19 protein-coding genes are annotated in these 20,683 nt (G+C 51.2%); 5 read left to right on the forward strand and 14 right to left on the reverse strand.

The features are described 5' to 3' along the window. Positions 1-63: 63 nt before the first annotated feature. The 5 genes from SHEW_RS14135 to SHEW_RS20720 all read right to left on the reverse strand — a co-directional run bounded on the left by SHEW_RS14135 (position 64) and on the right by SHEW_RS20720 (position 3,359). A complete protein-coding gene (locus SHEW_RS14135) occupies positions 64-924 on the reverse strand; it encodes a patatin-like phospholipase family protein (RefSeq protein WP_041407354.1) in 861 nt (286 codons plus the stop codon). 102 nt (positions 925-1,026) lie between these two features. Further along, entirely contained in the window at positions 1,027-1,503 is a 477-nt protein-coding gene (locus SHEW_RS14140; protein WP_011866533.1) for a MarR family winged helix-turn-helix transcriptional regulator, read from the reverse strand. A gap of 202 nt (positions 1,504-1,705) precedes the next feature. Then, positions 1,706-2,494: an AraC family transcriptional regulator gene (locus SHEW_RS14145; protein WP_011866534.1), complete on the reverse strand. Its 789-nt coding sequence runs from the start codon at positions 2,492-2,494 to the stop codon at positions 1,706-1,708. A gap of 38 nt (positions 2,495-2,532) precedes the next feature. After that, a complete protein-coding gene (locus tag SHEW_RS14150; RefSeq protein ID WP_011866535.1) occupies positions 2,533-2,976 on the reverse strand; it encodes a carboxymuconolactone decarboxylase family protein in 444 nt (147 codons plus the stop codon). A 167-nt stretch (positions 2,977-3,143) separates the two neighbouring features. Continuing rightward, positions 3,144-3,359: a hypothetical protein gene (locus SHEW_RS20720; protein WP_150099969.1), complete on the reverse strand. Its 216-nt coding sequence runs from the start codon at positions 3,357-3,359 to the stop codon at positions 3,144-3,146. Between the two features lie 6 nt (positions 3,360-3,365). Between SHEW_RS20720 and SHEW_RS14155 the strand changes: the two genes are divergently transcribed. Then, entirely contained in the window at positions 3,366-4,793 is a 1,428-nt protein-coding gene (locus tag SHEW_RS14155; RefSeq protein ID WP_011866536.1) for an RsmB/NOP family class I SAM-dependent RNA methyltransferase, read from the forward strand. A gap of 302 nt (positions 4,794-5,095) precedes the next feature. Then, complete coding sequence (locus SHEW_RS20850; protein ID WP_190272391.1) at positions 5,096-5,266, forward strand: hypothetical protein; 171 nt, start codon at positions 5,096-5,098, stop codon at positions 5,264-5,266. Between the two features lie 88 nt (positions 5,267-5,354). Here the strand turns inward: SHEW_RS20850 and SHEW_RS14160 are convergent, their stop codons facing one another. Next, the gene (locus SHEW_RS14160; RefSeq protein ID WP_011866537.1) at positions 5,355-5,888 is read right to left on the reverse strand and encodes a YfaZ family outer membrane protein; all 534 of its coding nucleotides are present in this window, start codon (positions 5,886-5,888) and stop codon (positions 5,355-5,357) included. A 298-nt stretch (positions 5,889-6,186) separates the two neighbouring features. Between SHEW_RS14160 and SHEW_RS14165 the strand changes: the two genes are divergently transcribed. Then, the gene (locus SHEW_RS14165; RefSeq protein ID WP_011866538.1) at positions 6,187-6,675 is read left to right on the forward strand and encodes a glutathione peroxidase; all 489 of its coding nucleotides are present in this window, start codon (positions 6,187-6,189) and stop codon (positions 6,673-6,675) included. 892 nt (positions 6,676-7,567) lie between these two features. On the opposite strand, the gene SHEW_RS14170 is transcribed toward SHEW_RS14165, so the two are convergent. Beyond that, positions 7,568-9,388, reverse strand: a complete 1,821-nt coding sequence (locus tag SHEW_RS14170) for a M1 family metallopeptidase (RefSeq protein WP_011866539.1) — start codon at positions 9,386-9,388, stop codon at positions 7,568-7,570. A gap of 233 nt (positions 9,389-9,621) precedes the next feature. Between SHEW_RS14170 and SHEW_RS14175 the strand changes: the two genes are divergently transcribed. Then, a complete protein-coding gene (locus SHEW_RS14175) occupies positions 9,622-10,503 on the forward strand; it encodes a collagenase (RefSeq protein ID WP_011866540.1) in 882 nt (293 codons plus the stop codon). A gap of 24 nt (positions 10,504-10,527) precedes the next feature. On the opposite strand, the gene SHEW_RS14180 is transcribed toward SHEW_RS14175, so the two are convergent. The 7 genes from SHEW_RS14180 to SHEW_RS14205 form a co-directional block, all read right to left on the reverse strand. Further along, complete coding sequence (locus tag SHEW_RS14180) at positions 10,528-11,457, reverse strand: alpha/beta hydrolase (protein WP_011866541.1); 930 nt, start codon at positions 11,455-11,457, stop codon at positions 10,528-10,530. Between the two features lie 743 nt (positions 11,458-12,200). Continuing rightward, a complete protein-coding gene (locus tag SHEW_RS14185) occupies positions 12,201-12,959 on the reverse strand; it encodes a hypothetical protein (protein ID WP_011866542.1) in 759 nt (252 codons plus the stop codon). Positions 12,960-13,009: 50 nt separating this feature from the next. Then, complete coding sequence (locus SHEW_RS20725; protein ID WP_150099970.1) at positions 13,010-13,774, reverse strand: hypothetical protein; 765 nt, start codon at positions 13,772-13,774, stop codon at positions 13,010-13,012. 921 nt (positions 13,775-14,695) lie between these two features. Further along, a complete protein-coding gene (locus SHEW_RS14190; RefSeq protein ID WP_011866544.1) occupies positions 14,696-15,667 on the reverse strand; it encodes a PstS family phosphate ABC transporter substrate-binding protein in 972 nt (323 codons plus the stop codon). Positions 15,668-15,990: 323 nt separating this feature from the next. Further along, complete coding sequence (gene phoR, locus SHEW_RS14195) at positions 15,991-17,283, reverse strand: phosphate regulon sensor histidine kinase PhoR (protein ID WP_011866545.1); 1,293 nt, start codon at positions 17,281-17,283, stop codon at positions 15,991-15,993. A 316-nt stretch (positions 17,284-17,599) separates the two neighbouring features. Further along, positions 17,600-18,289 (reverse strand): phosphate regulon transcriptional regulator PhoB, encoded by a 690-nt coding sequence (gene phoB, locus SHEW_RS14200; protein WP_041406681.1) that lies wholly within the window; start codon positions 18,287-18,289, stop codon positions 17,600-17,602. Positions 18,290-18,476: 187 nt separating this feature from the next. Beyond that, complete coding sequence (locus tag SHEW_RS14205; RefSeq protein ID WP_011866547.1) at positions 18,477-19,427, reverse strand: porin; 951 nt, start codon at positions 19,425-19,427, stop codon at positions 18,477-18,479. A gap of 301 nt (positions 19,428-19,728) precedes the next feature. Between SHEW_RS14205 and rdgC the strand changes: the two genes are divergently transcribed. Continuing rightward, positions 19,729-20,640, forward strand: coding sequence for a recombination-associated protein RdgC (gene rdgC / locus SHEW_RS14210; protein ID WP_011866548.1), 912 nt, complete (start codon positions 19,729-19,731; stop codon positions 20,638-20,640). Positions 20,641-20,683 lie beyond the last annotated feature (43 nt).

The raw sequence follows: 20,683 nt of genomic DNA on the forward strand, positions 1-20,683 counted from the left end.
TGCAAGGTTAAGACAGGTTGACCCACACCTGAGTGAACACGAATCGCAACAGACGGCGAAGAGTTAGCAGTTTTCGATAAAGGCCAACAGGCTTGGAATAAAGGCTTCACCCTCGCTGAGGCCACGGCGGTAGACGGCCTCGACCTTACTCACGTCCCGCTCCAGACGCGACAGCCCCAGCGGCGTGGCGGGCTGCAGCACTAGGGCACTGCCATCGGCCTGGGCCTTGGTCAAATCATCGAGCGCCTGATTGTAGACTTGATGGCGGGCGAGCAAGGCACTGGCCACCTTGGGATAGCGGCGATAGAGACGCTTCGCCAACCATTTGGCCTTGAAGGCCGATTTACGATAGTCCTGCTCCTGGGTCAGAATCACCACCTGGCGCTTGTAGCCATCTTCACGGGCCTGTGCCAGCGGGATCGGCGCCCCTATGCCGCCATCGAGATAGGGCGTGCCGTCGATGAAGGTAGGTTTTGAGATAAACGGCAGGCTGCTGGAGGCGATAAGCACCTCGAGAAAGGTGTCGTGATCGGCAAAGTCCGCCATACCGAAGAAGTCGGTCTCACCGGTCAGGCAGTTAAAGGCGCCCACCTTGAACTCGGCCTCGCTACTGGCGAAGGCGTCGAAATCATAGGGCACCAGCTCGTGGGCCATGCGGCGGTAGGTAAAGTCAGTGTTGACATAGTTACCGGTGCGCAGCAGGTGCTTGAGCCCCATGTAGCGCTTGTCGGCAAGAAAATTTTGTTGGATGGTGAGGTTACGCCCCATCTGACGCGACAGATAGGAGGCAGGATAGATGGCGCCGGCGGATACCCCCACCAGATACTGAAAATGGATCCCCGCGGCCAAGAAGGCATCGAGCACGCCCGCAGTATAGATGGCGCGCAGGCCACCACCTTCGAGTACCAAGGCGCAATTATCCACCTTGAACTCGGCCGCTGCTGACGTTTCAGAGTCTGGCAAGGGTGAATCTGACACTCCTGCTCCCGGTAATGCTGAGTCTTGTAGCGGCGCGCCCAACACCAATTACTCTTCCGCCTGGATCTGCCCCACCAGGAGTACAGGTGCCGCATCCAGCTCCTGGGCATCCATCATGGAGGCGATACGCTCGACGGACGAGAGCAACTGGCTCTGCTCCCAGTCTTCAAGGTTTTGATAACGCTTGATAAAGTGATCCTGCAGCGGCTTAGGGGCGGCCTTTAAGATCTCGATGCCCGCCTCGCTGAGAGACAGGTGCCACTTGCGCTTGTCTGACACGCTACGGGTTCTCACCACTAGGTCCCTCGCCTCGAGGCGATCGATAATGGTGGCCACCGTGGCAGGGCTGAGCGCCACTTCCTGGGCGATCTCCTTGGCCAGCGGACGGTCGTAGGCGGCAATGGTCTGCATCACCATCAGCTGCGGTCCGGTGAGGCCAGATTGCTTGTTGAGCTGCCGAGAATGTATATCGATGGCGCGGATCACGCGGCGCAGCGAAATCAGTAGTTGTTCGTACTTTTCCATAATCTCCTCTCGTTTCAGCCGCACCATACCAGAAATAATTTCCAGACTCATGCTCTATTAGCAAAAAAGCAATACAAGCTTATCACTTGCTCTGCTTTTGCACTAATGCCAAGGGCTTATCTATGCTGAGGTTTTTTAAATATCGAGAAAGATGGGGTTAGCAGAACGCTTGCAAGCCGACGAAGGCTTGGGGCACTGAGCCTTAACCGGCGCCTTGAGTCAGCAACTGGCGATAACGCTTGGGGGTGATCTTAATCAGCTGTTTCAGCTCCCGGGTCATATGGGCCTGATCGGCAAAGCCAAGCTCCAAGGCGATATCGGCAAGGGGCGCCAGGGGAGAGAGTTTCAAGGCCTGCAGGGTCTGCCTCGCCCGCATCAGCCGCTGATAATATTTGGGCGTCATCTCGAGATAACGGCGAAAATACCTCTCTATCTGGCGCTGACTCATGACCCCATTCTCAAAGGCCGTCATGTCGGCATCGGGCCTGTCTAGCGCCTGCAATACCTCGTTGATCACTCGTGGCAATGGCTGGTTTAGCGTCTGGTTGGCTCGCAGCCAACGATAAGTCAGGCTTAACCGCTGACGATGGCCACGACATGCGCGCAGCGATGCCGCCAAGGCCATGAGTTCTGCATGATAAGTGAGCGGCGTAATGGCCTCCCTTCCCTGCTCGAAGGCGAAACGCTCCATCATCCAGGCCCGCCCAGCGCCGGGCAGGAAACGCACGCCAACGGCCAAGGCGCCAGGCGGCAGCGTCACCCTGGTGGTCTGCTTGTTGACGGGCAGGAGATAGACTCCGGCAGGCACCTCCTGCTCGTCATAACCCAGCGGCGCACCGAGATTAATCAGCAGGCCGCTGGCCGCATCGCTATGGAGCCAGGCATGCAACTCATCGGCCTCTGCCGGGCGCGAGACTGACCAGATCCCCTGAACTAAGTCAGACAGCGCGCCCTTAGGGCAGAAGAGGTGAAAGTCTAAGTCGCTGGTCACGTTTGCTCCCTTTAAATTCTCGTCTCAAACCTGTCTGCCTAGATAAGGCTAGGCTTGAGCGCCTTACAGAGACGATTCCAACTATTGATCGCGTTGATCCCCAAGGTCAAATCGACCAACAGCTTGTCGCCAAAATAGCGCCGCGCTTGTTCACGGGCCTCGATAGAAATGTGCGGCAATGCCAGCTGCTCGGCCCAGGCGAGCGCCTCACGCTCCGCCTCGCTGTAATAGGGTAGACCACGCCAGGCACTGAGACCGACTATCTTATCCAGGCTAACGCCCAGCTCCAAGGCGAGCTTAGTGTGCATCTCAATACAGAAGGCGCAGCCATTCACCTGAGAGATATGCAGTTTCAACAGCTCAAGCTCCGCCAGCCCCAACTTCTCATGGTCACTAAATACCTGCTTTAGATAGTTTTCTTGGCTGTATAAGATGCCCAGGGCCTCTGGCGCTAGTGTCATGTAATCGATACTTGTACTCATTTGGGTTCCTCCGATAGTCGGGTAGCATCAGGATACCCAGCATCTGATTCGCGCTATTGCAGATTTTCGACATCTGGCGAACTTAATACCAATCGTAATAAGTAATTGATCATTCTAGCTTGTTAAAACGCTCGATAACTGTATTAGCATTTTTAATTGTAGAGTAGCTACTTATCTAAAAATCCTGCTTTGTTCTCAAGCGTTTTTCCTGCGCTATTTCTGATCACATACTTACTGTGATTGGTATAACCTGCCGGTGTGAATGAGGCGAGCGTGGCGACAAGAACCAAGGTTTCATGGGGCGTTTCGCGTGCCTCGGCGGTAGCAAATATGCCGACATCTGGTAAACTTGCGCCCTCAGAAACAGATCTCAGCTTAGGCATACACTCATGGGCGACTCCACAACTTCGGCAACCACCTCCAGCAAGGCTCCTCTGGCGGTCGCCAGCATTGGCAGCGAGCAGCTTCATCAGGCGCTAAACGCCCAGAGCGGCGCCGAGAAACGCGCCCTGAGTTACAGCCTGACCATTCACCAGCTGTTTTGTCAGACGCTGCAGAGTAAGCTGCCGGGGGACCGCATCCTGGCCGACTATTTTCGCGCCCATAAGAAACATGGCTCCAAAGACAGGCGAGTGATCCGCGAAACCCTGTTTGGCCTGTTTCGCTGGCATGGCTGGCTCAAGTTAATCCCGTTAAAGGACGACAGCCAGCAGGCGATCACCCAGCAGTGGTTTGCCCAGCTGGCCATGACCGCCGCCCTGGAGGCTCATCCCTGGCTGGATATCGTCTCGGCCTGGCGCGGGTTTGCCGAACTCGATGAGCCAGCAATAAATGCTCATACAGACTCTGGCTCAGACACTGACGCTCTTAAGTTCAAGCAGGCCATACTAGAAGCCGCTTTCCCAGCTCAAGTCTTCCCCTTGACCGCACTGGCGCCGGACTGGTTCTGGGCCCATTTCGACCAAGACCTTGAGATACAAGAGCGCTTAGTAAGCAGCCTGAGCAGCCGCCCACCTATCTGGGGTCGTCTGCAGGGGATCTCCCTGGCTAAGGCCAAGGCCAAGTTGGCACAGCAAGAGATAGAGGCAAGCGGCAGCGACTACTTCAAAGATGCCATCAACCTTGGCCATAAGAGCATCAACCTCAACGCCGTGGCACTCTATAACGAAGGCAAGCTGGAGATCCAGGATCTCGGCTCTCAGGTGATAGGCAATATCTGCGCGCCCAAGGCCGATGAAACTTGGTGGGACGCCTGTAGCGGCGCCGGTGGTAAGAGTCTGCAGCTGCGCTCGCTCATGTTGCAGCAAGATAGCGAGGCCAGCGGCAGCGTGGTCGCCTCTGACATTCGCCGTAAACCGCTCGAAGAACTCACAAAGCGTGCCAAGCGCGCCGGTTTTAGTCAGATCAGCACCCAGCCCTGGCAGTCGGATGCCTTGCCGGTTGCCGCCGGTTATTTCGACGGCGTGCTGGTCGATGCCCCCTGTAGCTGCACCGGCACCTGGCGACGCAACCCGGATATGCGCTGGCTGGATGACGCCAGTGCAATCACAGACAAGGCGAGCCTGCAGCTGGATATATTAAGCCGTGCCTGTGAGGCGGTAAGACCCGGCGGCGTCCTGGTCTACGCCACCTGCTCTATCAGCCCGGTAGAAAACCAAGAGGTGGTCGAAGCCTTCCTGGCCAAACGACCCGACTTCAGCCTGCAGACACTGACCCATCCTTTCACCAATGAGGTCACACAGATGCTGACGGTACTGCCCTATCAGGCTGATAGCGACGGCATGTTTGTCGCTAAGATGATCCGCCAGGGCGAATAGTCTTCCCATCTCTCAACACGCAGCGCCGCACTCTTGCGGCGTGCGCTTTCTCCGTGCGCTGGCTCCGTGCTCTGGCTCACCGCACTGGCTCAGGGCTCTTGCTCCGTGATCTGGCGGCGCACGTGTCACCTGTTCGTCTCATCTCTGTCACCTAAGCGTCATCTTTGCTTCTTACCATGCGACTTCGACTTGATTAATGACAAGAGGCTGGCCTCAGCAGATTAGTCGCTGAAATTTAGCCACAAAAGATTAATCACAGAAGATTCGTAACATAAGATAAGTCACAAGCGACAGGTGAGATCATGTCACACTATGATGAATTTGAGATGGCATCGGAGCAGACACCCACTTGGGAATTTGATGCCCAGGATAAGCTACGCAACAAGCGTAGCAAGCAGAGACGTCGCCATCAGGCAAACCAGCCAAAGCGTTATGACCATGATGACGAGTTTGACGAAGAGATCTGGCGCTAGCCACTCTTGAGTAAATACCTAGCTCAGATGAAAGCTTGGGTGAGCGTAAAGCCGTGCTCACCCAAATTGCCGAGCAGCTAATCGCCGATTAGAAGTGAGCACTGGCGCCGATATAGAAGCCACTGTCGAAGGTGTTATCGGGGCGATTATCGTATTGCAGGCGTATGTTACGGTAGCCGGCAAACAGTCCCAGGCTTGGATTAACCTGAAACTGGATCTTGCCATCCAGCTCGTACTGGCCATCGACACTGCCGAAACTCAGCACGGAAGGCGCATAGTAGGCCGAGGTCTTAAGGGCAATGTTTGAGCCCAGATCCAACGAGTAACGACCACCGATCGCCACCACGCTGCCGTTACTGCTATTTTTAGCCCAATAGTGGGAAAACTTAGGGCCAACCTCGAAGTGATGCGCCCCGGCATCGTGACTCATATGGGCCGCGGCCGAGACAGTGTGCCCCTCGTGATTGGAATATAGATACCCCATCACCAGATTGGCCGACGGATTAAGATCCATCTGCAGATCCGTAGAGATCACATCATCATTTATTCCAAGATTAAAGTCGTTGGCCTGGGCCGTGAGGCTCAAGGTGCCTAAGAGCAGTAGCGCAAATTTGGTTTTCATCTTCACCCCTTAAAATGCGGTTTTTATTCGGCCAAGAGGGTATCAGACTGTATTTTTACTCACCATTAAATATGCTTCATCAAATTGTTTTTAAAGGCATTATTAACAAACTTGCTGCATATTCACCCCATAGAACTTACAAGCTCATCGAGTCAGACACAAAGGTCACCTAAGCCTGCTCGATGCCGACCCGCAGCAGGTTAGGCCCTTGCGAGCTCATTCACCTCGAAACTGCAATTTAAATTGCGCACAATCTAATTTATTGCTAGGCTTATAGCATCATCAGGAGGAGCCTATTATGTCGATTTACGATTTTTCACTCACCCGCATCGATGGCAGCACCCAGCCGATGGCGGATTACAAAGGTAAGGTACTGCTTATCGTCAACACGGCCAGCAAATGTGGATTCACCCCTCAATATCAGGCGCTACAGGCGCTGTATGAGCAGTTCGGCCCTGAGCGTTTTGCCGTGCTCGGCTTCCCCTGCAACCAGTTTGGTCAGCAGGAGCAGGGGGATGAGAGCGAGATCAGTCAGTTCTGCGAGCTTAACTTTGGCGTCAGCTTCCCGCTCTTTGCCAAGATAGAGGTAAACGGCGACAAGGCTCATCCTCTGTATCGTTACCTCAAGCGCGAGGCCAAGGGGGTGCTTGGCAGCGAATCGATCAAATGGAACTTCACCAAGTTCCTGGTCGACGGACACGGATGTGTACTGGAACGCTTCGCTCCCACCACAAAACCTGAATCTTTGGCAGAAAAAATCGCTGCTTTAGTGAGCCAATCCAAATAGATAGGAGAATGTTGGAAATATTTTTAAACATTTTTGGTTATTTTTTGAACTTTTCAACGTTTGAAAACTCCAATTATTGAACGCGAAGATTTGCTTTTTCATGTTCATCATTCTCCCTGGGACTTCTAGCGCAGTCCCCCTAGATCTAGATGGATCGACAGGCAACCTCCTTGGTTGCCTTTTTTTATAAAAATCATCCATATCAATCTATTAGAATTCAAATTCCCACAGCTTCCTGCTCAACACCCGGAGCAATTTATGCCTATTCCCGACGGCAAGATGACAACCTGACATCTATACTAAAAGGTTAAAATTGCCCCTTTGGCGACGGATAGGAAAAAAATTTGAATTTTTTACAAGCTTTATTGAACTTAACTGCTAAGGGAGACTCTGAATAAGTGAACGGATTAGCGGGTTGGGTAATTTAGCTAACGAATGATTCGGTAAGCTTACCTGGCTCAAGTTACATTGTTCATCATCATCTCGCTTTGGTGACCCTCTAGGTCCCAAGAGCATCTACCTCGCTAGCGCATTGAGGTTTATGACTCGACACTTATTTGATTCATGGCAACCTTTGGTTGCCATTTTTTTTTGCCTGTTTAGACGCTTTAGCGCCTAGCTTCCAAGCTAACGGGAAAAATCGGCCTTTTTCGAAAATTTTTTAATTAATTGTCGCGACGTGGGGAACTAACTCGGTATTGGTGACTCTGAAGAGATGTAACAGATTTTCATCATTGTTTGTTCATCATCTCCCTTCGAGACTGAGTTGGTCTCAGGAGGCAAGAAATTTCGCTAGCGCACAGATTTCTTTCTCCAAATAGATAGTTGTGGCAACCCCTTGGGTTGCCATTTTTTTATCCTGCTTCTTTCGTTCTACTGAAAGCGATCTGTCTTACTGCAATAGCTGCTTATCCAGCTGCACCGACAGCGAAGGATGATAACCCGCCCTCGCCTTCTGATAGATGCGACGCAGCTCCTCGCCATATCCGGCCAGCAGCAACTCGTTATACAGGGGACGCACAAACTTCCCCCGCCCTATTTTCATCAGATAAGCCTCGACGAAGGGCAGTACGGGATCGTAATGATTACGTATGGCGACCCGATACCAGTCACAGGCGATCTCGGCATTAGTGCTGCGGCTGAAATCGAAGCTGGTATCCAAGTCGATCAACGCCTCTTGCTCGAGCACCTCGGGCAGGCTATTTAGGAAATACTGCCAGTGGTGCACCCGCCAATTGGCCGTGTTGGCCTTATTGATAGGCTCGCCACCGAGCCAGGCGGCGCGTAGGGCATCGACCTTCTCCAGGCTGTCTGAGCTAGGCGGCACGAACCAGGCGGGCATCCCCTCGCCATAGACCCACTCGAGCAACTCGGCCTCGGTTATCTTATCGCCATACTGAACAAGCAGTGTCTGTCTGGCGTAATCGACGAAGGTTTCAGTAGTGATCGCCTCGAAGGCAAAATGATTCACATACTCGAACAGGAAACGGTCGAAGGCCTCACGCCCCAGACGATGCTCCAGCTCGTGAACAAACATGGAGGCCTTGTCATAGGTGAAGCGGTTAAAGGCATCGTTAGGGTCACCCGCCTGCACATTGGCCGGCAGGGTCTGCGCCTCGAGTGGCATGCTCACCAACTCCTCCTTGAGGCGGCCATATTCCAACACGACCTCCAGTTCGGCCAGCTCCTTGCCATACACGGCCTCGACGATACGATTGGTGAAATAGGTGGTAAAGCCTTCGTTGAGCCAGAGATCCCGCCAGGTGGCGTTACTCACCAGATTGCCGGTCCAAGAGTGGGCCAGCTCGTGGGCGACAGTTGAGACCAGGCTCTTATCGCCAGCGATCAGTGTGGGGGTCATAAAGGCGAGTCGTGGGTTTTCCATGCCGCCGAAGGGAAAGCTAGGCGGTAGGATAAGCATGTCGTAGCGATCCCAGGCATAGGGGCCTAGCAGGGACTCGGCGATCTCCACCATCTTCTCGGTATCTTCAAACTCCTTCACCGCCGCAGATAGCACCTCGGGCTCGGCATACACGCCAGTGCGCGGGCCTATGGCGCCAAAGTGCAGATCCCCAACGGCAATCGCCAGCAGATGGGTCGGGATAGGCTTTTCCATCTCGAAGCTAAATTCACCCGTTAACGGCGCATCGCCGTGGTTCATGGCGCTCATCACGGCGCGCATCCCAGGCGGCACAGTGATCTTGGCATCGAAGGTAATTCTCGCCTTGGGGCTGTCTTGCAGAGGGATCCAGCTGCGGGCGTTGATCGGCTGCGACTGACTGAAGAGAAATGGCAACTGCTTACCGCTGGTCTGCTCAGGTGACAGCCACTGCAGGCCCTGGGCCGAGGGCGAGGTGTGATAATGCACTGTGACCTGTTTACTTGGCGAGCTCAGTTCGATCGCCAGTCGCTGACCGCGCACCACATCTTGCTCATCCACTCGGTAAACCAAGGCATTGCCAGCCTCGTCCAGCACACTGGTGATGGTGAGGTCGCGGGTATCTAAGTAGAGGATACGGCAATCTTGCTCGCGATAATCTAAGTTAAGCCGGGCGCAACCTATGAGTTGCTGCGCCGCAAAATCGACCTCGAGGGCCAGGCTCAAATGCGTGACCCGCAGGGCGTCCACATTGGCAAATGAATGATGATCTTGTTGATTATCCCACTGAGTGACCACAAGGATTCCTTTTTTATGATGTAGGGCTGGTGCCATTTTAGTCCCGCAGGCCAAGAATGTCATGGCCACCCGATAGAGCGACCTGACTAAATAAAGCCTAAGGCGATTGGCTCAAACAAATGGCTTTTACAAACGGGCCAAGCAAACAGCTTATACGAACCGCCTATACAATCTGCGTAGAAATTGACTTCAACGAATGAAGGTGAAACAATCTGGATATTTTATACAAAAATAACAATAAGGAAACCTCTGTGTCCCATTCATCTCTCATGCGTCTCGGTACGGCGGCCCTGCCCCTGCTGACCAGCTTCGCCCTGCAGGCAGGCGAAACCTCGCCCGTTGCGCCCTTGCAAGCTGTCTTAAGCCAAAACCACGACTGCAGTCCCACCATCACCATTCGCTCCCAGGCGCTCACCCAGGAGCAGATAACCCAGGCCTGCGCCCTGATGCAGAAGCAGGAAGCCAAGTTCCACCAGCTGTTTGGCACCCAAGGCAAGCCGGTCGCCAATGACAACAATCAACGTATGCGCGCCAACGTCTACCACAGCCGCGACGACTATACTCGCTATGTCACGGCGCATTTCGACGTGCCAAGCGACAACGGCGGCATGTTCCTGGAGGGGCTCCCCCACCTGGCAGGAAATCAGGCAGAGTTTGTCGCCTATGAGCGCAACGGACAGATCTGGAATCTGGCTCATGAGTATGTGCATTACCTGGATGGCCACTTCAATCTCTATGGCGATTTTTGCGCCTCGCTGCACGACTCCCACAGCGCCCCCGAGTATTGCCCTGAGCCGGCGCCGCTGCTGCCTCACCTAGTGTGGTGGAGCGAAGGGCTGGGGGAATATATCTCTCAGGGAGACGACAACCCGGCGGCCATCGCCATCATCGCCAAACAGCACTTCGAGCTGAGTGAATTGTTTAACACCAGTTACGAGCACAACGGCGGCACAGATCGCGTCTATCGCTGGGGCTATCTGGCGGTGCGCTTCATGATGGAGCATCACAAAGACAAGATAGACACCATGCTGGGCTTTACCCGCAAGGGCGACTACCCGAGATATCAGGCATTGGTAAAGCAGTGGGGCACCAGCATGGATGCAGAGTTTCAGGCGTGGCTTAAGACGCTGAATGCCCACCAGCACCGCTAAACAAGCCTCTTAACGCCGAACCTCCTACTGAATACTGCCTTCCCCATCGCGCGCCAGGAGCCAATAGAGGCCTTGGCTCGCCGTGGTGGGAAAGGCGGTTTCGTGGCGCGCCCCCGCTATGGTGAGGCTCTCGAGTACCAAGTTATCCCCCAGCTGGCGCCTTAGGTGGCGACCAAGTTTATCCGCTCCAGCGACCATGTCGTGTTGCATCCCCGCCTTAGCAGGTGTCTCCAGCGCGCCGACCGCCAGGAACACTCGCCGCGCCTGTTTATCATCGGCTCTCGGCTTCGCCGTTAGAGATAACAGCTGCTCGCCGTTAAACCACACCGAGGGGCTGCCCAACACATAGTTATCAAACAGATTCGGCTTCTCCAGTAGCAGATAGGCCCCAAGCAGGCCGCCGAGGGAGTTGCCGACGAAAGTGCGCTCCTTGTCATCTACCCGATAATGCTCGGCCATGAAGGGTAACACCTGAGTCTCTAGATAATCGGCGTAGTGACTGGCACCGCCGGTTGTTAACTTCCAGCTCGAATCGTTAAAGGGGGTATAGTCACGCACCCGGCTCTGGGCCCCCTTGTCCCCCTTTGCATAGGAAAGCCCGACTATGATGGCCTCACGCATCTTGCCGCTATTCATGGGAAAGCGGGTCATGCCCGAGACAATCTGAAAGGCATAGGGCGCATCGGAGACATAGACCACGGGGTAATGTCTCGTGCTATCGGCTTGATAAGAGCGCGGCAGCTTTACCCAGAGTGGATAGATGCGCTTGCTCAGGGGATCGGTCAGCTCGAATACAGCTGTACGGGGGATCTCCACCTTAGGCACGGCCGCTTTAGCAACCGCCTTAGAAGCCGGCGCCGCATCGACGACTGGCTCAACAGCGGCGGCCATAGTGGTCAATGAGACAATTAACGGCAAGATGGCCAACGATGGGGCCAGTTGGTGTAACTTCATGTCGGTGTGCTATCCCTTGTAATGATGCGTGACGAATAAGCAGGCCAGCCTACTTTAGATGGCACTAAACATGAAGTTTTTAATTGATTTAATAAGGTTTTTTAAAAAAGATGAAAATATTTAAGAATTTTTCTGAACTAATCCCGATGAAAGCACTCTGATAATATGAACAGAATTTGCATCGATTAGTTATCCCAGTGACAGGTCTTAATTAATCATCAGTGTGTTTACCGTTCATCATCATTCCCTTTAGATAGTTTCTAGCGCAACTATCCTTAGATTCCGAATTTGGAACTTAAGCGACCTCATCAGGGTCGCTTTTTTTTATCCTGAATTTGCAGACGTTTACCTTCTAATGAAGGGCCTGACATTAGGGCTTGCAGCATCTTGCCGTAGAGATTTTTACTTCGCTGACTGTAGCGTTTACCTTCAAGGTCTTGAATTGCCTGCGGCAGGCTTATGTGCAAACACATTTGTGACACGCTACGAGCACATCCATGTGAGCTCTGCCTCGGCATCCATGCCTCGGAAGGTCACAAATGTGTTTACACCAGTATCTATAGTCTCTTCGATTTAACCTTATTGCACTGCCAAGCTTTAAAAACATTCTTGGACATTTTCGAGTTAAAGTCTTAACTCTAACTTGTGAGTTTCAGATAAAAATTTCTATGAGTTAACGCCCGCAATAAACGGCGCGAGGAACGAGCGTCCGGCGACCGCAGAGAGCGAATTTGATCTCTTGGTTAAACATTTGCCTCTGCTAAACCTCTGAACCTAGCTTCCAACCCACTTTTTAGATCTCTATAACTATCGAAAAATATCACTGGATAGTCTTTAAGATCGAACTCTAGATTGGTTCCTTTTCTGGCAATATAAATTGGTAGCTTTCCTATACCTTGCGCATAACCTGCTTCATAAAATACATTCGGCCTAGACTCAGTTAGATCGACAATTACATATTCTGCTTTCTGAATGGACTCAAGAATTCGATCTGTGATTCGCTCATTCGCTTGTGCCTCGTCGACCCTCTCTGCATTCAACCCACATTTCTGGCAAGTTTCTTTTATAGCATCGAGTACATCATCGAAAGGATTTGCCGGTCCGATAGGCATAGCCACAAACACATAGCCTTGCTGGATTTGAAATTTCATCTGCGCCTCGTTTCTATCGAGCAAATTTTCCTGCGGATTGTTTTTTCTGTCTTCTAGGACACCAATAGTTTGGTTAATCATATCCCGCACATACGGATTTAGACTACGAAGGTAGACTTTATCGAAAATCATGTCGAAGGGGTTAACATTCTGCATAACCAACCCTCCCACTGCAGGGGGAGGAGAGATCGTCATAGTATGTAAACATCCAGCCTCAATGACCTCTCTTTGAACACCTCTTTTTGCTCGATTTATTGCTGACCGGGCTTCGCTGGAACGTGTCTCCGTCCACTCATCAAGCAAACCTAAAAAATTGTATAGATTCTCGATTCTTTTATCTATTTCTTCCATATCTGATCTCGATGGTCTTCATGTCTAACGTTAGCAACAAGCGGCGCAGGTCACTGCGCCCGCCTTTGTTGTATTGTTAAGTTCTGCTCCTCTACCACTTGCCAATACCTTTCGAAGCCAGACCGCATTAGCTCCCACTGCTCTATCAGTAGTGGCAGAGCTGCTTCAGTAGTTATGGGCTCTGAAAATCCAAAACTATAGCTAACTTCTCCACTAGGAGTTTGATTGCGCGTGACAAGATTGGTATGTCCATACTCTAGTGATGGAGGTATTCGGTGCTGTGTTCTATTTCTAAATTGCCCGGTGCTTTGATCGAAATTGCTTGAACTTATTTGAGATATTGCTTCAAGCGCATTTAAAGCGGACGCCCAAGGGGAAGCTACTCGGCGCAAGGTATCTATACCAATTCGGTGGTCAGGCTCCAGGCGGTCTCGATATCCAGGCTGAGTATGAGTGTCGGCTTGATGACATAGGTGACTTAAGCAAAATATCAATCTTTCTCGGAATTCTCTTGGTTTGTGTAGGCAGTAGTTGAGTGGCAATCTTGTGAATTCATAACGAAGAGGAAACTGTTCATCATCAGGCTTGCTGTTCAGTACATTTAGCCAAATATTTAGAGAGTTAATTTGGCTGGCTAGTCCATTAATTGTATTGAGCAATTCCCTAGTAAACTCAGAAACAAAAGACCCCCAAATACCCCCTTGTCCATTTACGTTATAGTCGTAAGGCATCATGTCACAAAGGGCATCTATGGAGCCGCTCTCGACGGTATCCCAAAATTCTGTATACGTCCTACGAAATAGATCGATTGTCATTTTATGAACCTAACATTTTATTAGTGCGCATGCGCGTTTACCTCGTTGGACCAGTGAAAACGCGCACAGTTAACTATCTGTATGTAATGAACTTATCAACAGTTTGCCGCTTTTCATATAAGTAATCCATCTGGAATAACGCGCATGCGCGTTTTCCAAACCTATTATCTACTTAACAAGGATTGCAATCATTTGATTTTGAAGGGAGTTATATTACCAATAACGGCAAAACGCGCACGAATTTAGACTTAAAATCACCCAAAAGTCACATAATTTAAATATGACTGTGTATCTGTCCAGTTTCTGCTTCTTGTGGTGAATCGCACAAACAGGACTTAGATAAGAAATTGTTGAGTAATAAGTTTGCGATTTACTGGCTGACCAACAACTCACTTCGGGGCAAAACCAAACCAGCTTTTTCATTCCCTTTTCGCCCCAAACTCGGCCAAATCGAAGAAGCGTTAGATACCGAGTGTAGATACGCCGGTGACCTTCGGTTTCAGGGATGAAACCGCAGAGCGGCCAGGGATGGCGCACAGCGTGTCACAGGCGTATCTGCACAACCCCCGCCGGGCAGGCGTTAGATAGCCATGAAGGTGTGACCTTCAAGTCCATACCAAATACCCAAGCAGCAAAACGCTACAACCCGAAAGCATTCCCACATTCCTCCGCCGGGCAGGCGTTATATTGCCATGAAGGTGTAACCTTCAAGTCCATAGCAAATACCCAAGCAGCCAAACGCTACAACCCGAAAGCATTCCCACATTCCCCCCGCCTGGTAGGCGTTAGATTGCCATGAAGGTGAGCCCTTCAAACACACTCAACAAATAAGAATGCAACCAAGAATCAACCAAAAATACCGTCTTCATTTGAAGACAAAAAAGGCCTCACTAGGAGGCCTTTTCAGTTCAAGCTGTCGTCTTACAGACGGATACCAGCTTTTTCTAGGTCTTTCGCAGTCACACTACGTGGTAGTGGTACATAACCGTCTTTCATTACGATTTGCTGACCCTGCTTTGACAGTACGAAGCGTAGGAATTCACGCTCGAGTGGTGCCAACTCTTTGTTAGGGTGCTTGTTCACGTAAACGTATAGGTAACGTGATAGTGGGTAGCTACCGTCAGCAGCGTTAGCAGCCGATGCTTCGATGTAGTTGGTACCTTTCTTAGCGATAGCAACCGCTTTCACGCCTGCTGTCTTGTAACCGATACCTGAGTAACCGATAGCGTTAAGTGATTGAGATACAGACTGAACCACTGATGCAGAACCTGGTTGCTCGTTTACGTTAGCCTTGAAGTCGCCCTTACAAAGTGCTTTCTTCTTGAAGTAACCGTAAGTACCAGATACTGAGTTACGACCATATAGCTGCACGTCTTTAGCAGCCCAAGAACCGTCTAGACCTACATCGCCCCAACGTTGAACATCGCTACCGCCACACTTGTGTGTTGCAGAGAAGATGCCGTCGATCTGCTCGATGCTTAGACCCTTGATTGGGTTATCTTTGTGTACGAATACTGCAAGAGCATCGATTGCTACACGGATAGCAGTTGGCTGGTAACCGTAGTGCTTTTCGAATGCTTCGATTTCGTTAGGCTTCATCTTACGGCTCATTGGACCGAACTGTGAAGTACCTTCAGTTAGTGCTGGTGGCGCAGTAGATGAACCCGCTGCTTGAATCTGAATGTTAACGTTAGGGTACATTTCTTTGTACTCTTCCGCCCATAGGGTCATCATGTTGGCTAAAGTGTCTGAACCTACAGAAGATAGGTTACCTGATACACCACTTGTTTTTTCATAAGTTGGCAGTGATGGATCAAGAGCGGCCATAGAGGCTGCTGAGAATACACTAGCGGCTGTTAAACTCACCGCACCGACAAGCTGTTTAAGTTTCATTCTATGCTCCAGTGTTAAGCGGACTTGCTTACTCGTTTCATTTAAGTTGCAGCCAGTATCAATCGCAACAGTGACAAGTCTATGACTGTGATGTGACACTTAGATGACAATGACAAATTAAATTGCCGCAAATGCGCTTTTTAGCGTCGCCATATTAAGTTTGACATCAAATCGTCAAGTTTGCGTCATGGGTGGCGGCGATTTCCATAGCCTAGACGCCATTAAATAAGGCCCATAAAAAACGCCGTCATTATCGACGGCGTTTAAGCTTTGCAAGACGGCTAGTACCAAACTTCAGCCGTCTAATACCTCACATCAAACCGCTAAAGGTCGAGCAGATGATTAGGGATGATGAAGCTAAAGCGGCTACCTACCCCTAGCTTACTCTCAATGGTGAGATCGCTCTGGTGATGATGCAAAGCGTGTTTGGTGATGGCCAGGCCCAATCCCGAGCCGCCACTCTGGCGCGAGCGGGCGCTATCGACCCTGTAGAAGCGCTCGGTTAGACGGGTAAGATGCTGCGGCGCTATACCCTCGCCGGTATCGGTCACGCTAAACTCGGCCCCCATAGGCACACGTTTCCAGCGAATGCTGATCTTACCGCCGGGCTCGGTATAACGAATGGCGTTCGACACCAGGTTAGAGCAGGCACTACGAAGCTGCACCTCGCTGCCATAAAGATTCAGGCCGGGATCCGCCTCGATAGACAGTTCATACTGCCCCAAGGCCAGCGCCTGCGCCTCCTCTTTGAGAGTCTCCATGAGCACTGTCATGTTCACCTTGGTCTCAAGGTTTACCGCGCTACCATCTTCGATGCGCGACAGCACCAGCAGCTGCTCGACCATGGAACGCATACGGTTGGTCTGCTGCTGCATCTGCGACATCGCCTTGGCATTGGGCGAGTCTGGCTCGGCCATCCCCTGCATCATCTCCAGGTAACCCTGCAATACTGTCAGCGGCGTCTTGAGCTCGTGAGAAACGTTGGCCACAAACTCCTTACGCATCCCCTCAAGCTGGCGAATACGTGTGATGTCGCGGGCAATCAATAACCGCTGCCCCGAACCATAGCCCATGATACGAATCTCTAAGATACGGCTATCACTCTGGGTGTCGATAAGTTCGAACGGCTCGTCGAAATCGGCCTGCTTGAGGTATTTGGAGAAGTCGGGGTGACGGATAAGGTTGTCGATCCGCTGACCGTTATCCTGGGGCCACACCAGGCCTAACATGAGCTGGGCAAGCTTGTTACACCAGGCGATGTTGTTCTCTGAATCGAGCACCACGGCCGCATCGGGTAGCGCCTCGGCCCCTTGTCTGAAGCGGGCGAGAAGATAGGCGAGCTGGCTGACACGTTTACGGTTTTTCCCCTGCAAACGGTAGATACCGTTGAACACCCCTTCCCAACTGCCACTGCCGTTGGGTGGCGTCAGTCGCTTATCGCGCCACAGCCAATAGTTGAGTCTTGAGATCTGTTTATAGTGCCAAATGAGCAGGGCGATACTGCCCAGCAACATGATCCACAGCACCTGATTTATGAGTAATCCAACGGCAAGACAGAGCAGTAGATATATCACTAATCGAGTGAGTAGTTGATACCCTGAATATGAATCAAACATAGATAAGCCATAGTAAGCGAATGGGCACAAGATAGCTTAAATTGCCGCTTGTGCCTATCAATTTGCCTGGATCTATCGACCCTTGCTGTTTGTTTCTGCGGCGATCTTTTGCGTTTTTCCCCAGCAGTCCATGTCTGAAGCAATGATCTACACAGACATGGAATGGCTGATAAATAAGACACAAGAGGCGCGGCCCCTAGGGTTCATCTAAACAGTGTCTGTGCTTTCTTGCCGGCTAGCAGTCTGTCATTGCAAACCCCAAGCCATACAATCAAAACCTGTTTAGATGAATCTTAAACCACAAAGAAATTTGGCCCTAGAGACGGGTCGAGAAACGGTAGCCGGCACCACGAACGGTTTGTATCAAACGGTCGTGATTCGATGGCTCGACGGCCTTACGCAGGCGACGAATATGCACATCGACGGTTCTGTCTTCGACATACACATTGGTGCCCCAGACATTGTCCAACAGCTGCTCACGGCTGTAGACGCGCTCTGGATGGGTCATGAAGAAATGGAGCAACCTGAACTCGGTCGGGCCCATCTCCAGTACCTGATCGCCCACTGTCACGCGGTGGCTCACAGGGTCGAGTACCAATCCTTGTACGTCTATCGGCTCTTCCAGTGCCGTTGGTGCCGCGCGGCGCATTACCGCCTTGATGCGTGCCACCAGCTCTTTGGGCGAGAAAGGCTTGGTAATATAGTCATCGGCGCCCACTTCGAGCCCCTTCACCTTGTCTTCCTCTTCGCCACGGGCCGTCAGCATGATGACGGGAATGTGACGGGTAAACTCATCCTGGCGCAGTTTCTTGGCCAGCTGGATACCACTGCCGCCCGGGAACATCCAATCGAGCAACACCAAATCTGGATAAGGTTCTGACAACATATCCAATGCTGAGTCGAAATCCTCTGCTGTAGTTGTCGTAAATCCATGTTGTTCTAAAACAAAAGCTAACATCTCTCGGATGGCCAGCTCATCTTCAACTATCAAAATCCTAGCAGTCATATGCGATCTTCTATCTGTGAATTCCCACGTGTTCATTATTGGTCTTTTTTATTACAAAATTATGAAACCGCAGGGCTAGTTTGTCATAAAACAGCTTATTTTGTCATAAATCTTACATCAAAAAGGGAGGCATAAGCCTCCCTTTAGTCAGCACTCGACTGGCGAGTGAAAGTTATTTATCAATAACTTAGAACTTGTGCTCTAGACCCAGACCGAAGAATTTATCGGTAGTGTCAACACCTTCGAAATCACGGTTGGTGTAGAAGGCAAACAGTTTAGTTGGCTTGCCTAGCTTGTAGTCACCACCCACTGACCAAGAATCACCTTTGTCTTCCATGTCTTGGTACTGAGCCTTCAGTACTACGGCATCGATAGTGTAAGCAGCACTTACCAGGTAACCTGTCTTGCTGTCAGCACCAACAACGGCAGTACCGTCTTTCTTGTAAGTCTCTTCCTGCTGCTGGTACATACCACCAATCTTCAGGCCAGCGATCTTACCTTGAACAGTAGCGCGAACAACTTCATAGCCTTTAACGTCTGAGTCGTAAGCGATAGAAGCGAAGATAGGAGACTTCTTCAGCTTAGCATCACCGTACATAGCGGCAACGCTGAAACCGTCTTGGCCATACTGTGAGCTAGCGCCTTCAGCAGCATAAGTCACACCTACTTTGAAACCGCTGAAAGAAGGCGTCATGTAAGTCGCAGTCTGCTCGATACGGTTTTCACCTTTGAACAGGTGCTTCAGGTCACCAGACAGGTCGTTGAACTGGTCAACTTTACCTTGAGATTGCTTCAGCATGGTGTCGTTACGACCCACAGAGAAAGCACCGAAGTTACCTTTTAAACCAACGAACTGGTTACGAGCCAAGAAGTTTTCCTTAGCCGCATCACCTGTGTCCACTTCATACTCAACAGTGTAGAAAGCTTCAAGTGAGCTGCTCAGCTCGAAAGCACCCTTCACGCCAAAACGAGAAGCGTTGCTCTGAATAGTCGTCGTTGCATCACCATCTACATCGTTAGATTGAGCCGTTACGTTTAGTTTGCCGTAAACAGTCAATGGCTCTGCAGCGTGTGCAGAAGCGAGAGTGGCAGTTGCTAGCGCAGAAGCGAGTAGTGTTTTACAAAAAACGTTCATCATTTAATCCTTTCGACGTTTGTTCGTCTTGGTTATTGGTTTGGACGGCCGAAAGTGTGCAACTTTTATGTTGCAGTTTTATTTCATCGATTTAGCAACTGGATAAATTTGATAATATGAACTACGCCCGCTGGCCACAAACCCAGGCGATATGGGCGCTTCGAGGCGATAAAAAGAAATATTACAGTTTGATGAATTATGTCACTTGAGCAATATTTGTGACATTTTGAGGAAGATTGTTAGCGGTTTACCCGCGCGGCGCAATGGCTTACACTGCGGCTTTATTTTTGATTGAGCGCCTATCATGTGGTTTAAGAATCTTACCGTATATCGTTTTAATAAACCTTTCTCTGTCGATACCGAAGCGCTAGAGAAGTCACTGGAAGACTTTACCTTTTCTCCCTGCTCCAGCCAGGACATCAGCAAGTTCGGCTTCTCCAAAGCACTGGGTAAACTCGGCCACACCTTAGTACACAGCGCCGAGAACAGACACCTTATTTGTGCCACCAAAGAGGAGAAGATCCTGCCTTCTCAGGTGGTAAAAGAAGCCCTGGAAGAAAAAGTGGCGCAGATCGAAGCCGAAGAAAACCGCAAGCTGGCCAAGAAAGAGAAAGATGCGCTCAAAGAGGAGATCACCACCACGCTATTGCCACGCGCTTTCTCTCGTCGCAGCCAGATCCACGCGTTGATATTACCTGAGATTGAGATGATCCTGGTGGACTCATCAAGCGCCACCAAGGCAGAAGAGCTACTGGCGCTGCTGCGTAAGGCGCTGGGCTCGCTGCCAGTGATCCCTATGAGCTTCAAGACGCCAATCGAAGCCCAGCTGACCGAGTGGCTCAAGAGCAACAGCGCGCCTGCTCCGTTTGAGATGCAGGATGAGGCCGAGCTTAAGTCAGATTCAGATGAAGGCGGCATAGTACGCTTTAAACAGCAAGACCTGACCGAAAACGAGGTGCTGGCGCATCTTGAGGTGGGTAAGCAGGTGCATAAGCTGGCGCTGCATTTCGGCCAGTCTATCGCCTTCGTGCTGCAATCCGATGCTGGCATCAAACGCCTGAAGTTCTCGGAAGAGTTTAGGGCGCACAACGATGAGGTGAGCACAGAAGATCCACTGGCGCGTCTGGACGCCGACTTTGCCCTGATGGGCAGCGAGCTGATCGCCCTGATGAACTCGCTGGTCGAAGTATTGGGCGGCCTGGAAGATAGCCTGTAAGCTAAGATTCTTGCCAGCTTGAGAGACTAACTTTTAAGTTGCC

Source organism: Shewanella loihica PV-4, assembly GCF_000016065.1.
GTDB classification, from domain to species: domain Bacteria; phylum Pseudomonadota; class Gammaproteobacteria; order Enterobacterales; family Shewanellaceae; genus Shewanella; species Shewanella loihica.